This window comes from Nonomuraea roseoviolacea subsp. carminata (assembly GCF_024172185.1).
Classification (GTDB): Bacteria; Actinomycetota; Actinomycetes; order Streptosporangiales; family Streptosporangiaceae; genus Nonomuraea; species Nonomuraea roseoviolacea.
On sequence record NZ_JAMZEC010000001.1, the window covers coordinates 5,179,839 to 5,193,086 of the forward strand.

A 13,248-nucleotide genomic window follows, 5' to 3' on the forward strand; every position below is an offset into this window, starting at 1 on the left:
CCGCTCGCCCGTCAACTGAAAACAGCACCACAGGGCCGGCTCCAGCGGGGGCCGGCCCGGTCCGAGGAAGGTGTCTCCACGATGAAGCTCGGCCCGGTCGTCGCCGGTGCGGCCCTCATGGCGGTCGTCGCAGCCTGCGGCTCCAGCAGTACGTCCACAACCGGCAGCGGCGGGGCGGGCGGCGGGAAGGTCGGCATCGACTACCCGCGCGCCGACTCCGACTTCTGGAACTCCTACATCAAGTACGTCCCGCAGATGGCCGCCGAGCAGAAGGTGGACCTGATGCCGGCCACCAACTCGCAGAACGACGTGGCCAAGCTCGTCAGCAACGTCCAGGCGCTGGTCGGGCAGGGGGCCAAGGCGATCGTCATGGCGCCGCAGGACACCGGGGCCATCGCCACCACCCTCCAGCAACTGGAGAACAAGAAGATCCCCGTCGTGTCCGTGGACACCCGGCCCGACAAGGGCAAGGTGTCCATGGTCGTCCGCGCCGACAACCGGGCGTACGGGACGAAGGCCTGCGAGTTCCTCGGCGAGAAGCTGGGCGGCAAGGGCAAGGTCGTGCAGCTCATGGGCTCGCTCAGCTCGATCAACGGCCGTGACCGGGCCGAGGCGTTCCGCGAGTGCATGAAGACGAAGTTCCCCGGGATCACGGTGTTCGAGGAGCCGACGGAGTGGGAGGGCAGCAAGGCCGCGTCCATGCTGCAGACCCGCCTGGAGCAGAACCCCGACATCAAGGGGATCTACATGCACGCCGGCGGCGTCCACCTGGCCCCGACGCTCCAGGTGCTGAAGCAGAAGAACCTGCTGGTGCCGCCGGGCGACCCCAAGCACGTCTTCGTGATCTCCAACGACGGCATCCCGGAGGAGCTGGAGGCGATCCGCAAGGGCGAGATCGACGCCACGGTCTCGCAGCCGGCCGACCTGTACGCGAAGTACGCGATGTTCTACGCGAAGGCGTCGCTCGACGGCAAGACGTTCAAGCCGGGCCCGACCGACCACGACAGCACGATCATCCAGCTCCCCAACGGCCTGGAGGATCAGCTTCCGGCTCCGCTGGTGACCAAGGACAACGTGGATGACAAGAACCTCTGGGGCAATCAGGTCAAGTGATGAAATATCACGTTGAAGCTCGTAATGTCGTGAAGCGCTTCGGGCCGACCGTGGCGCTGAACGGCGCGAGCATCGCGATCGCCGAGGGCGAGACGCACGCCCTCGTCGGCCGGAACGGCGCCGGCAAGTCCACGCTGGTGTCGATCCTCACCGGCCTCCAGCCCGCCGACGAGGGCGAGGTGCTGTTCGCGGGAGAGCCCGCGCCGGCCCTCGCCGACCGCGACGCGTGGCGGCGGCGGGTCGCCTGCGTCTACCAGAAGTCCACGATCATCCCCGCCCTCACGGTCGCCGAGAACCTGTTCCTCAACCGGCAGACCGAGGGCGGCGTGATCAGGTGGCGGGCGCTGCGGGCCAGGGCGCGCGAGCTGCTCGACACGTACGAGGTGGACGTGGACGTCCAGGCGCTGGCCGGCGACCTGAGCGTCGAGCAGCGCCAGCTCGTCGAGATCGCCCGGGCGCTGTCGTTCGGCGCCCGCTTCATCATCCTCGACGAGCCGACCGCCCGCCTCGACGGCCCTGCCATCGAGCGGCTGTTCACCCGCATGCGGTCGCTGCGCGAGCAGGGCGTCACGATGATGTACATCTCCCACCACCTGGACGAGGTGTACGAGATCTGCCAGAGCGTCACGGTCTTCCGCGACGCCCGGCACATCGTCACCCGGCCCGTCGCCGGCTTCCCCCACGGCGAGCTGGTGGACGCCATGACCGGCGAGGCCACGGCCGCCTACCAGTCCCGTGCCCGCACGCCCGGCGAGCGCGTCGTGCTCGCGGGGGAGGGCCTGTCGCTGGCCGGCCGCTACCGGGAGGTGGACCTCACCGTCCGCTCCGGCGAGGTGGTGGGCCTGGCCGGCTCGGCCAGCAGCGGCAAGGTCGGGCTCGCCGAGACCCTCGTCGGCCTGCGCAGGCCCGACGCCGGAACGGTCACGGTCAACGGCGTCCGGGTACGCCCCGGCGACGTGCCGTCCGCCCTGCGCGCCGGCCTCGGCTTCGTCCCCGAGGACCGTCACCACGAGGGCTTCGTGCCGCTGCTGTCGGTCGCCGAGAACGCCACCATCCCCATCGCGGGCAAGCTCGGCCGCTTCGGCACCGTCTCCCCGTCGCGGCAGCGGGCCCGGGCGGTCCAGCTCATCGACGACCTCGACATCAAGACGGAGGGGCCCGGGCAGCCCGTCGGCGACCTGTCCGGCGGCAACGCGCAGAAGGTGGTGTTCGCGCGGGCGCTGGTCGACGACCCGTCCGCGCTGGTAGTGATCAACCCGACGGCGGGCGTGGACGTCAAGGCCAAGCAGGCCCTCCTCGGCGCCGTGGAGGACGCGGTCGAGCGGGGAGCCGGCGCCGTGCTCGTCTCCGACGACCTCGACGACCTGCGCGTCTGCGATCGGGTGCTGGTGATGTTCCACGGCCGGGTCGTGAAGGACGTGCCGCGTGGGTGGACCGACCACGAGCTCGTGGCCGTGATGGAAGGCATTGAACAGTGACGACACTGACCGCGTCGCCGTCCCCCCGGGTGCGGCTCGCCCGGTTCCGGGACCTGACCCTCGTCCCGGTGATCCTCATCCTGCTCGTCGTGGGGGCGGTCCTCGACCCGACGTTCCTGACGAGCGGCAACCTGACGAACGTGCTCCAGCAGCAGGCCGCGATCAGCCTGCTCGTGCTGGCCGAGGCCATGATCCTGATCGCCGGCAAGTTCGACCTGTCGCTGGAGTCGACGGTCGGCATGGCGCCGGCCATCGCGGTGATGCTGGTGATCCCGGCCTCGGCCGGCGGGTTCGGGCTCGGCCTGCCCGGCGGCCTGGTCATCCCGCTCTGCCTGCTGGTCGGGGCGGCCATCGGCGCGTTCAACGGCTTCCTGATCATCAAGTTCCAGCTCTCGGCGTTCATCGTGACGCTGGCCATGCTGATCATCGTGCACGGGCTCCAGCTCGGCCCGACCCAGGGCAAGACGCTCTTCGAGCTGCCCGACTCGATCCTCTACCTGGGCAGCGCCGTGTGGCTCGGGCTGCCGGCCTCCATCTGGATCGCCGGGGTGCTGTTCGCGGCGGGCATCGCCGGGCTCGCCTACTTCAGGATCGGCCGTTCGCTGTACGCCATCGGCGGCAACATCGACGCCGCCCGCGCCGCCGGCATCCGCGTGGACCGGGTGCTGTGGGGGGTGTTCATCCTCGGCGGCACGCTGGCGGCGCTCGCGGGCGTGCTGGAGACCGGCCGGCTCGGCGCCATCGGCTCCAACCAGGGCGTCGGCTGGATCTTCATGGTGTTCGCGGCGGCCGTCATCGGCGGCGTCAGCATGGACGGCGGCAAGGGCACGATCCTCGGCGCGCTGACCGGCGTCCTCGTCATCGGCCTGGTGCAGAACATCCTCACGCTCAAGGGCGTCTCGGGCTTCTGGCAGCCGGTCGTCTACGGTGCGATCATCCTCGTCGCGCTCATCATCAGCCGCATCGCCGGAGGAAAGGCGCAGGACTGATGGAACGGATCGCGCTGCGCACCCGGCTCAAGCCGGGCTGCGAGGAGATCTACGACCGGGAGCACGCGGAGATCCCGGCCGAGCTGGAGCGGGCCATGCGCGAGCACGGGCTGCGCTCCTGGCGCATCTACCGCGACGGTCTCGACCTGTTCCACTTCGTCGAGGTCGAGGACTACGCGGCGCTGCAGGAGGCGCTGCGCGACCACCCCGCCGACCGGGCGTGGCAGGCGAGGATGAACCGGCTGCTGGACGGCGACTTCGACAAGGGGTCCGGCGGGCTCGCGCTGGTCTGGGAGATGACGTGACGGGGAGAGCTGACGTGCCGGCCCTGCCGCGTCTCGGGTTCGGCGCCGCGCCGATCGCGGGGCTGTACGAGGCGGTGAGCGAGGAGCAGGCGCGCGCCACGGTCGAGGCCGCCTGGTCGAGCGGGGTTCGCCTGTTCGACACGGCCCCGCACTACGGGCTCGGCCTCTCCGAGCGCCGCCTGGGGGCCGCGCTGGCCGGCCGTACCGGATATGTGCTGTCCACCAAGGTCGGCCGCCTGATCGTGCCGTCGGGCCGGGGCGGGCGCGACGACCAGGGCTTCGACGTGCCCGCCGACCACGAGCGGGTCTGGGACTTCTCGCGCGACGGCGTGCGCCGCTCGCTGGAGGAGTCCCTGGAACGGCTCGGCCTGCCGGCTGTGGACATCGCGCTGATCCACGACCCCGACCACCACATGGAGGAGGCGCTCGCCCACGCCTACCCGGCCCTCGCGGAGCTGCGCGACCAGGGGGTGGTCAAGGCCGTCGGGGTCGGCATGAACCAGTGGCGGGCGCCGCTGCGCTTCGTCGAGGAGACCGGCATCGACGTGGTCATGCTGGCCGGCCGGTACACCCTGCTCGACCAGTCGGGGCTGCCGCTGCTGGAGGCGTGCGCCGAGCGCGGGGTGCGGGTGCTGGCGGCCGGGGTGTTCAACAGCGGCCTGCTGGCCACCGCCCGGCCGTCGGGCACGTTCGACTACGCCCCGGCGCCGCCCGCCGTCCTCGACCGGGCCCGCCGCGTCGCGGCGATCTGCGAGTCGTACGAGGTGCCGCTCCCGCAGGCGGCGATGGCCTTCCCGCTGCGGCACCCGGCGGTCGCCACGATCGTGCTGGGCGCCCGCGCACCGGAGGAGGTGCGCGCCAACGCGGCGCTGTGGGACCGGCCGGTGCCGGAGGACCTGTGGTCGGAACTGGAGGCGGAGGGCCTGCTCTGAAGCGCGGTGTCAGGCGGTCAGGCGTGGCCGAGAATCCGGGTCAGGCGGTCAGGCGTGGCCGGCGGTCCGGGTCAGGCGGTCAGGGCGTAGCTGGCGATCCACAGCCCGGGGATCACCTCGCGCTCGCCCCGCCCCTCGAACCCCAGCCGCTCGTACAGGCTGCGGGCGGGCACGTTGTCACGTCCGGTGGACACGATCACCCGGCGGCCGGCCGCCCGCGCCATGACCTGCTCGACCAGCGCCCGGCCGATGCCGCGCCGGTGGGCGGCGGGATGCACGATCAGCCGGTTGACGTCGATCTCGTCCGGCGACTCCTCCCACGCCACGGCCCCCACCAGCGCGCCGTCGTCGTCGAAGGCGCCGAGCCAGGTCAGCGGCTCCGCGCGCAGCGCGTCGAGGGTCTCGTGCAGGGGCGGGATCCGGTCGTCGCCGATGAGTTCCGCCTCCACGGCGTACGCGGCGTGCTGCAGATCGAGCAGTTCCTGGCCGAAGGGGTCACTGTGGGGGGAGATATCCGAGATGTGCACGCGATGAGTATGTCGCCGCCCAGGGGCGTGCCGCGCGTCATTTTCCGGACGTGCCGGACGAGGGAATGAGGAGCCACCCCTTCGACGGGCCCGGCTCGTACGGCGAGTCGAGGCGCTTGGCGACGACCCCCGGCAGACCCTGTTCGCGGGCCGCCCGGCGGACCGGCGCGGCCTGGCCGGGCCACGACGGGGCCGTCTGCCAGCGGGCCGCCGACAGGCCGAGCGCCTCCAGCGCCGCCCGGCGCGCCGTGTACGGCTCGGCCAGCAGCGAGCGGCCGTCGTCGTACAGCAGGTCGTAGCAGACCAGCACCTCCGCGCCGCCCAGCGTGACCACCTCGCCGTCGAGGACCGCGCTGCGGCTGCCGAACGAGGCGGCCAGGGGACGCAGCCACGGGTACGCGCGGGCCGCGTCCGTCCGGCCGCCGTCGATCGGCACCAGCGTCCGCCGGCCGCCCCACGCGAACTCGAACGCGTACTCCTCCTCGTCCCGCGGCGGCCGGGCGCGCTCGACCGGCAGCATGGGCTCCAGCGGCGGGAACGGGTCGCGCGCCGGCGGGTCCATGCGGTGGATCATCCAGTTCTTGCCGTCCGTCCGGAACAGCACGAACCGCCCGGACGCCCGGGAGCCGCGCAGCACCACCTTGACCTCGCGGTCCGACCACTTCTCGCTCTCGTACGTGCCGTGGTCCCAGATCGTCATGGCGCCGCCGCCGTACTCGCCGGCCGGGATCTCGCCGTGGAAGGTGAGGTACTCCATCGGGTGGTCCTCGGTGTGGACGGCGAGATGGTTGACGGCCGGGTCGGCCGGCAGGCCCTTGGGGATGGCCCAGGAGGCGAGGACCCCGTCGTGCTCCAGCCGCAGGTCCCAGTGCAGGGAGCGGGCGTGGTGCTCCTGGATCACGAACGCACCGCCGTGACCTGGGCCTTCGGGGGTTCCGGGGCGTTCGGCGGGCTCGGCGGGTACGGGCTCGGGGGTACGGCTGGGGTCGCGTTTGCTCCGGTATCGCGAGAGTTTGTCGGCCACAAGCGCCCCCTACCCTCGCCCGCCCGCCCCGCACTGCCTCGCGCCGTGGCGACGCCTGAGGGGCGGAACACGCCGAACACCAAAGTCGCGTCCCGCAGATACTTTCGGATGAGGGCCGGGACCTCGCGCACGGCTACGGTGGCTGCGGAGAACGACGCCGAGGGCCCTTTCCTCCTGCCGCGGCGGTCGTCCGCCGGCCGCTCACACGACGGAAGGAGCCCCGCCCATGCCATCCGGTGACCTGTCCTCGCCGGACGCGACCACCCTGCCGCCGCCGGGCGACCGGGTCGTCGTCTGGGTGGGGGCGCCGCTGCTGGGCGCCGGGGCCGGCTGGCTGCTGCGGTACGTCGCCGGGTGGGCGACGTCACTGCCATGGACGCCGTTCGAGGGCCCGTTACGGCTGATCGAGTCGATCCCGCCGACGGCGTTCACGATCGGGGCGGTCGTCGTGGGCGTCGTCGCCGGCCTCGTGCTCGCCGCGATCGCCGACGAGTACACCGTGAAGATCGTCATCGACGACCAGCGGGTGTCGATCGCGCACCGCAGCTCCCGGCAGGAGCTGCCGCGCTCCGCGGTGGCCATGGCGTTCCTCGACGCCAAGCAACTGGTGCTGCTCGGTCACGACACCGAGGAACTGGTCCGGCAGGGCGGCGACCTGCCCCGCCCGCGCCCGCTGGCCGAGGCGTTCCTGGCCCACGGCTATCCGTGGCGGGCCGAGGGCGACCCCCACCGGGAGGAGTTCCGGCGCTGGGCCGACGGCCACCCCGACCTGGCCGCCGCCGCCCACGCCTTCCTCAGGGCCCGCGCCCGCGCGCTGGAGAAGGGCGACGACACCGACGCCGAGCAGTTACGCCAGGAGCTGGCGAGGCTGGGCGTCGCCGTCCGCGAGGAGGGCAAACGCCAGTTCTGGCGCCCGGCCGGCCGCCGAGCGGAGGATCCCGAGACCTGACAGGCCGGTGGAGGACCCCCAGACCTGACCGGGGCGGTGGGGACGCCGAGCCTTGAGAGGGGAGGCGGGGATCCCGAGCCCTGACAGGGGCAGTGGGATCAGGCCAGGGCCTTGCGGAGCCAGGACTCGACCCCCGCCACGTGCACCGTCGCCCAGGAGCGGGCCACGTCGGCCTGGCGGGCGGCGATGGCCTCGTAGATCGCGGTGTGCTGCTCGCGCGTCTTCTCCATCGCGCCCTCCTGGGTCAGGCCGCGCCAGATGCGCGCCCGGGTCGTCGGCCCGGACAGGCTCTCGATGAACGAGCAGAGCACGGCGTTGCCCGACCCCTGGGCGATGCGCTGGTGGAACTCGAGGTCGTTGGCCACGAGCTCCTCGACGGTCGGGTCGGCGGGCAGCGACTCCAGGATCACCCGCAGCTCGTCGATCTCGTCGTCGGTCATCAGCTTGGTGGCCATCGCGGTGGCGGCGGGCTCCAGGATGCGGCGCACCTCGAAGAACTGCAGCACGGTGTCGTCGCGGTGCAGGTCGAGCACGAACGACATGGTGTCGAGCAGCAGCCGCGGCTCCAGGCTGGTGACGTACGTGCCGTCGCCCTGCCGTACGTCGAGGACGTTGATCAGGGCGAGGGCGCGGACGGCCTCGCGCAGCGAGTTGCGTGACAGGCCCAGCCGCTCGGCGAGGTCGGCCTCCTTGGGGAGCCGGTCTCCGGGAGTGAGCTCGCCGGAGAGGATCATCTGCTTGATCTTGTCGATGGCCGCGTCGGTGACCGCCACGCTCTTCTCCCTAGACATCGGATGTCTAGGATTCTATGGCCTGGAAGCGGACCGCATCGACTTCTCGTACCCGCCGCACGGCTCCTCGGACCTCCAACGTGCGCAGGTGGGCCGCCGCCTCACCGGCGGCCATGCCCCTCAGCATGGGCCCCAGGTCGTCCCAGGGCCGGTTCCAGGTCATCATCGCGGCGATCTCCCAGAGGGTCAGCGACTCCGCCCGCTCGGCCAGCAGTACGGCCAGCCGGTCGAGCTTGTCCTCGTGATGGTGACGGATCTCGGCGGCGCGCGCCGCCACATCCGGGAACATCCACTCGTGCGCGGGCAGGGCGTCCAGCGGCCCCAGCTCGCCCACCCGGTCCAGAGAGGTGAGGAAGTCGCCCAAGGGGTCCACGTCGTCGCGGTCGTAGGGATAGATGCCGATGTGCGGGGTGATGTCGGGCAGAACGTGGTCGCCGGTGAACAGCCGGTCGGCGTCCTCCAGGTGCAGGCAGATGTGGCCCGGGGTGTGGCCGGGCGTGTGGACGGCGCGCAGCTTGCGGCCCGGCAGGTCGACCAGGTCGCCGTCGGCCAGTTCGCGGTCGGGCCGCGCGGGCGGCAGCGGGCGCTGGGCGGCGACCACCCGGACGTCGCCCGGACCGGCGCCGGCCCGCCTGAGCATGTCGGTCTGGAACGCCTCGTGCTCGTCCTCGTCCAGCCCGTGGATCAGCCTGACCAGCGCCGCGTCCGCCTCGTGCATCGCGATCCAGCCGCCCGACTCCTCGCGCACCCGCCCGGCCAGCCCGGCGTGGTCGGGGTGGAAGTGCGTGACCACCACGCCCCGCACCGAGGCCACGTCCATGCCGAGCGTGGCGAGCCCGCCGCGCAGCGCCTCCCACGCGTCGGGATGGTTCCAGCCGGCGTCGACCAGCACCGGGCCCTGGGGCGACTCGATCGCGTAGACGAGGGTGTAGCCGAGCGGGTTGCCGGGGATCGGCACCGGCACGCTCCACACCCCGCCGCCGAGGTCCTGCGGGCGCTGCTCGGTGTACGGCCTGCGCCGGGTCTTTCTCATGGGCGGTCCCCCGTGGTGCGTGAGCGCGTGGAACGAGTGTGGCGGAAGGAGGGGAGCACCGAAAGGGATTTCCGGCACCTAACGTGACACGTCCCGAGATGACGGGCCACCGCTGGGTGTCACGGCGCCGGCCGCCGACCGGTGCGCCCGCCGCCGCGATCCAGCACTGGCCGGCGGCCCGGTCGACGTACTCCTCCGGCGGCAGCCGGGTCATCTCACTCCTGCGGGGGATCTGCTTCCCCCTCGCAAGTGATCCACGACGACCGCTGGTCGGAAAGAGTGGGGGCATGGCGATCAAGCTTCCTCGCGCGATTTCGACGTCTGGCGCCCGCCGGGCCGACGCTCGGCGGCCCGGGCTAGGAAGGCACGGGCTGGGCCGATGGCCGACGTACGAGCCGGCCGTCGCCTCACTCGAACAGGATGGCACGCAGCGTGCGCGCCAGATGTCCGATCAGCACGTCGGACGGCATCTCGGCCAGAGCGCCTGACTTCAGCAGGTAGCGGTTGAACGTCACTCCGATGAGCAGCGCGCCCATCAGGTCGATGCGCCCCTCGGCGTCCTGTCCGTCGACGACAGGACCGTAGGCACTGTGGATGGGCCGGCGCATGGTGGCGAACAGATCCTCGGCCGCCCGGTCGCCGGACGCCGCGCTGCGGATGAGCACGAGGAACGGGTCGTCGTTGGCCGGATGTTCCATCCGCGTGACGTAGGCCTTCGCCATGCGTTCCGGCAGCGTCTCCGGCGTCCCGGGCTCGATATCGTCCACCGGCTTCGGTCCGGGAACGGCGGCGACGAAGAGCGTCTCCTTGGATCCGAAGTGCCGCATCACCAGACCGTGCGTGACTCCGGCACGCCGCGCGATCTCGCGGATGGTGGCCTTGGCGTAGCCGAGTTCCGCGAAGGCGCCCCGCGCCGCCTGAAGGATGGCCGCGCGATGGGCCTCTGGGTCGCGTAGCCGTTTCTTCTGCACGCAAGGAAGTATACAGGTGGTCATTAGGGTGCTAATGTCCACCCGGTCATTAACTGGGAGGTCTCATGGAACGTCTGCTGACCCACCCTGCGATCGTCGCAGGGCTGAGTAAGGTCGAGTCCAGGATCGAGCGGCTGAGCGGATCATCGACGCTGCCGGGAATCAACGCCGGTGCGGAGCGGATCATCCAGGCCGGCGGCAAGCGTCTGCGTCCCGCGCTGACGCTGGGCACGGTGCTGGCGTTCGGCAAGGCAGCCGATCGGCGGGCTGTCACCGCCGCCGCGTGCATCGAGCTGATCCACGCCGCATCGCTGATCCACGACGACCTGATGGACGGCGCCTCCCAGCGGCGGGGCACCCCGACGCTCAACGCCACGCTCGGCCAAGGCAAGGCCCTGGTGATCGGCGACTTCATACTCGCCAGGGCCGGGCTGGCCGCCATCACGGCAGTGTCCAAGCCGGTGGCCGAAGTGCTGGCCGCCACGACGGTGGAGCTGGCCGAGGGCCAGTATCTGGAGGCTGTCGACCAGTTCAACCGCGACCGCACCGAGGAGTCGGCGCTCAGGTCGATCACCGGCAAGACGGCCGCGCTGTTCCGGGCGAGCTGCCTGGTGGGCGCACTCTGTGCCAAGGCTTCCCCGGAGGAGCGCGCCAAGATGGCCGTCTACGGCGAGAAATTCGGCCTTGTCTTCCAGATCCTGGACGATTTGCTGGACCTGACGCTCTCGAGCGAGACGCTGGGCAAGCCGGCGGGCAACGACGTGCGTCAGAGCGTCTACACCCTGCCGCTCCTGCGGGCCAGGGGTGCAGACCCCCATCTGCTCGACGGCGATGCCGAGACGATCCTGGCCAGGGTCCGAGACAGCGGCATCGTCGACGACACGCTGGCCTACTGCCGCGACCTGGCGGCGCAAGCGGTTGACGCTCTTCCTGCGGCGAAGGACGTCGGCCTCCTCGCCGATCTGCCCGGCTCCTACATCGCGAAAGCGGCGGACATGATCTCGACTCGCGCGAGGGCGGCATGATCATCCGCACGGAGAAGGTGGCGCCCGGAGCGGTCGCCTCCAGGGAAGTCACGGCGAAGCCTTCGGTGGTCGCAGCGGGCGTCTGGTCGCTGGCTCTCGGACTGGTGGGCGCCTACTGGGCGGTCGAAGGCCGTTCATTCCCCCTGGGGAGCAATGATCCTCGCGGCTCTGACATGGGCTCGTTCTTCGCCACCGCTGAGCCGGGCGCCACCGGTGTGATCTTCGCGGTGGCCGGAGTGCTCGGTGTGGCCGCCGCGGTGGTGCTGGCCCGCGCGCCTCGGACACAGTGGCCGAGGGTGGTTGGAGCGCTGCTCGCCGTCGCGTTGCTGGTGGCCGTTCCCGACGTCCGGGTGATCCAGAACTTCGGCTACCTGTTCATGGGATACACGAAGCTGTGGGACTGGCCACTGCTGTTCATGCTGTTCAGCATCGCGGGCGGAGGTCTGTGGGCACTGGTCGTCTGGAACACGCGCGGCGGCGACGTGAGCTCCGGGCGATGGGGGAGGTGGGCCACCTACGCGGCGGCCGTGCTGGCTCTGCCGTACGGGATCTCGCGTATCTCGTGGGGGCTGGGCATCCCCCTTGGTGTGCCGGCCGATTACCTGGGCGTGGACGCCGGGGCCTCGGAGTTCGTGCTGGGAGGATTGTGCGTGGCGGGGGCGGTGCTGACACTCGGGCTGGTTCAGGGCTGGGGCGAGGTCTTCCCGCGCTGGATTCCCTTCCTGCGCGGCAGGCGAGTGCCGATCTGGTTCGCCGTCGTCCCGGCGACGGCGGCCTCCGTCTTGCTGATCCAGGCCGGCGCCAGGTTGTGGCTGTGGTGGGCCGCCGGGCAGATCACGCTGTCCGCGAGCCACTGGGGGACGTTCCTTCCAGGACTGTTCTGGCTGCCGTGGAGCCTGGCCCTCGCGGCCGCCACGTACGCCTACTACCTGCGGAGGCGGACCGGCGGAAGTAGCCGAGGGTGAAGGGGCTCGTACGGTCACGTGACGCGTTCGAGGATGGTGGCGGTGGCCAGGGCGCCGCCCGCGCACATCGACACCAGAGCCGTGGAGGAGTCCGACCGCTCCAGCTCGTGCAGCGCCGTGGTGATCAGCCGGGCGCCCGACGCCCCCACCGGATGGCCGAGCGCGATGGCGCCGCCGTTGACGTTGACCCGGTCGAAGTCGGGCTGGTGGACGCTCGCCCACGACAGCACGACCGCGGCGAACGCCTCGTTCACCTCGAACCGGTCGATGTCGCCGATCGACATCCCGGCCATGGCCAGCGCCTTGGAGGTCGCCTCCACGGGGCCGTCGAGGTGGTAGTACGGCTCGGCGCCCACCAGGGCCTGGGCGAGGATGCGGGCCCTCGGCCGCAGGCCGTGCGCGCGGGCCGCGTCCTCGCTCATCACGAGCACCGCCGCGGCCCCGTCGGAGATCTGTGAGGAGTTGCCGGCCGTGTGCAGGGCGCCCTCGCCGAGCACCGGCTTGAGCTTGGCCAGCCCCTCGGCGGTGGTCTCGCGCAACCCCTGGTCGCGCCGCACGTCGCCGATGGGCACGATCTCCCGCTCGAACCGCCCGTCGGCCCACGCCTTGGCGGCGAGCTGCTGGGAGCGGGCGCCGAGCCAGTCGAGCCGTTCCCTGGTCAGCCCGCGCCGTGCAGCGATGCGCTCGGCGGCGGTGAACTGGTCGGGTAAGTCGATGCTCCAGTCGTCGGGCCGCGGCCTGGCGGGCAGGACGTTGCTGCCGAGCGGCGCGCGGCTCATGATCTCGACGCCGCACCCGATGCCGGCCTCGATCACGCCGGCGCGGATCATCGCCGCCGCGAGGTGCACGGCCTGCTGCGACGAGCCGCACTGCGCGTCGACCGTGGTGACGCCCGTCTGGTACGGCAGGCCCGCGTACAGCCAGGAATAGCGCCCCACGTGGCCGCCCTGCTCGCCCGCCTGGGTCACGCAGCCGGCGAAGACCTGGCCGACGGCGGCCGGATCGACGCCGGAGCGCTCGACCAGCCCGTTGAGGGCGGCGGCGAGCACCTGTTGCGGCTTGAGCCCGGACAGCCAGCCGTCACGCTTGCCGATGGGGGTGCGGACGGCTTCGACGATCACCGGTGTGCCCACGGTCGCCTCCAGA

At 71.7% G+C, this 13,248-nt stretch carries 14 protein-coding genes; 8 read left to right on the forward strand and 6 right to left on the reverse strand.

All coding sequences use genetic code 11. From position 1 onward, the window contains the following. Window positions 1–81 precede the first annotated feature (81 nt). Genes HD595_RS24180 through HD595_RS24200 form a run of 5 tightly spaced genes read left to right on the forward strand, consistent with a single transcriptional unit; the run spans window position 82 to window position 4,817 of the window. Window positions 82–1,113 (forward strand): sugar ABC transporter substrate-binding protein, encoded by a 1,032-nt coding sequence (locus tag HD595_RS24180; RefSeq protein WP_253772716.1) that lies wholly within the window; start codon window positions 82–84, stop codon window positions 1,111–1,113. Between the two features lie 29 nt (window positions 1,114–1,142). After that, complete coding sequence (locus tag HD595_RS24185; RefSeq protein WP_253772718.1) at window positions 1,143–2,591, forward strand: sugar ABC transporter ATP-binding protein; 1,449 nt, start codon at window positions 1,143–1,145, stop codon at window positions 2,589–2,591. After that, window positions 2,588–3,580: an ABC transporter permease gene (locus HD595_RS24190; protein ID WP_253772720.1), complete on the forward strand. Its 993-nt coding sequence runs from the start codon at window positions 2,588–2,590 to the stop codon at window positions 3,578–3,580. The genes HD595_RS24185 and HD595_RS24190 overlap by 4 nt, the downstream gene beginning before the upstream one ends. Then, window positions 3,580–3,885: an L-rhamnose mutarotase gene (locus tag HD595_RS24195; RefSeq protein ID WP_253772722.1), complete on the forward strand. Its 306-nt coding sequence runs from the start codon at window positions 3,580–3,582 to the stop codon at window positions 3,883–3,885. The genes HD595_RS24190 and HD595_RS24195 overlap by 1 nt, the downstream gene beginning before the upstream one ends. Then, window positions 3,882–4,817 carry an aldo/keto reductase gene (locus HD595_RS24200; RefSeq protein WP_253772724.1) on the forward strand — a complete coding sequence of 312 codons (936 nt, stop codon included), beginning with the start codon at window positions 3,882–3,884 and terminating at the stop codon, window positions 4,815–4,817. Before HD595_RS24195 ends, HD595_RS24200 begins: the two co-directional genes overlap by 4 nt. Before the next feature lie 71 nt (window positions 4,818–4,888). On the opposite strand, the gene HD595_RS24205 is transcribed toward HD595_RS24200, so the two are convergent. Together HD595_RS24205 and HD595_RS46855 are read right to left on the reverse strand one after the other, a co-directional pair. Further along, a complete protein-coding gene (locus HD595_RS24205; protein ID WP_253772726.1) occupies window positions 4,889–5,344 on the reverse strand; it encodes a GNAT family N-acetyltransferase in 456 nt (151 codons plus the stop codon). A gap of 37 nt (window positions 5,345–5,381) precedes the next feature. After that, window positions 5,382–6,368, reverse strand: a complete 987-nt coding sequence (locus HD595_RS46855) for a DNA polymerase ligase N-terminal domain-containing protein (protein WP_253772728.1) — start codon at window positions 6,366–6,368, stop codon at window positions 5,382–5,384. A 226-nt stretch (window positions 6,369–6,594) separates the two neighbouring features. Between HD595_RS46855 and HD595_RS24215 the strand changes: the two genes are divergently transcribed. Then, complete coding sequence (locus HD595_RS24215; RefSeq protein WP_253772730.1) at window positions 6,595–7,317, forward strand: YqeB family protein; 723 nt, start codon at window positions 6,595–6,597, stop codon at window positions 7,315–7,317. Between the two features lie 98 nt (window positions 7,318–7,415). Here HD595_RS24215 and HD595_RS24220 read toward each other — a convergent pair whose 3' ends face one another. The 3 genes from HD595_RS24220 to HD595_RS24230 form a co-directional block, all read right to left on the reverse strand. Next, on the reverse strand, window positions 7,416–8,090 hold the full coding sequence (locus HD595_RS24220) for a FadR/GntR family transcriptional regulator (RefSeq protein WP_253772732.1): 675 nt from the start codon (window positions 8,088–8,090) through the stop codon (window positions 7,416–7,418). 25 nt (window positions 8,091–8,115) lie between these two features. After that, entirely contained in the window at window positions 8,116–9,141 is a 1,026-nt protein-coding gene (locus HD595_RS24225) for an MBL fold metallo-hydrolase (RefSeq protein ID WP_253772734.1), read from the reverse strand. Between the two features lie 407 nt (window positions 9,142–9,548). Continuing rightward, a complete protein-coding gene (locus HD595_RS24230) occupies window positions 9,549–10,112 on the reverse strand; it encodes a TetR/AcrR family transcriptional regulator (RefSeq protein ID WP_253772736.1) in 564 nt (187 codons plus the stop codon). A gap of 65 nt (window positions 10,113–10,177) precedes the next feature. Between HD595_RS24230 and HD595_RS24235 the strand changes: the two genes are divergently transcribed. After that, window positions 10,178–11,137 (forward strand): polyprenyl synthetase family protein, encoded by a 960-nt coding sequence (locus HD595_RS24235; protein ID WP_253772738.1) that lies wholly within the window; start codon window positions 10,178–10,180, stop codon window positions 11,135–11,137. After that, the gene (locus HD595_RS24240) at window positions 11,134–12,102 is read left to right on the forward strand and encodes a hypothetical protein (protein WP_253772740.1); all 969 of its coding nucleotides are present in this window, start codon (window positions 11,134–11,136) and stop codon (window positions 12,100–12,102) included. Before HD595_RS24235 ends, HD595_RS24240 begins: the two co-directional genes overlap by 4 nt. 14 nt (window positions 12,103–12,116) lie before the next feature. Here HD595_RS24240 and HD595_RS24245 read toward each other — a convergent pair whose 3' ends face one another. Further along, window positions 12,117–13,235 (reverse strand): steroid 3-ketoacyl-CoA thiolase, encoded by a 1,119-nt coding sequence (locus HD595_RS24245; RefSeq protein ID WP_253772742.1) that lies wholly within the window; start codon window positions 13,233–13,235, stop codon window positions 12,117–12,119. Window positions 13,236–13,248 lie beyond the last annotated feature (13 nt).

Coding starts and splice junctions, on each gene's coding strand:
- HD595_RS24180 (WP_253772716.1), top strand. CDS start 82: ATGAAGCTCGGCCCGGTCGTCGCCGGTGCGGCCCTCATGGCGGTCGTC.
- HD595_RS24195 (WP_253772722.1), top strand. CDS start 3,580: ATGGAACGGATCGCGCTGCGCACCCGGCTCAAGCCGGGCTGCGAGGAG.
- HD595_RS24215 (WP_253772730.1), top strand. CDS start 6,595: ATGCCATCCGGTGACCTGTCCTCGCCGGACGCGACCACCCTGCCGCCG.
- HD595_RS24225 (WP_253772734.1), bottom strand. CDS start 9,141: ATGAGAAAGACCCGGCGCAGGCCGTACACCGAGCAGCGCCCGCAGGAC.
- HD595_RS24235 (WP_253772738.1), top strand. CDS start 10,178: ATGGAACGTCTGCTGACCCACCCTGCGATCGTCGCAGGGCTGAGTAAG.
- HD595_RS24240 (WP_253772740.1), top strand. CDS start 11,134: ATGATCATCCGCACGGAGAAGGTGGCGCCCGGAGCGGTCGCCTCCAGG.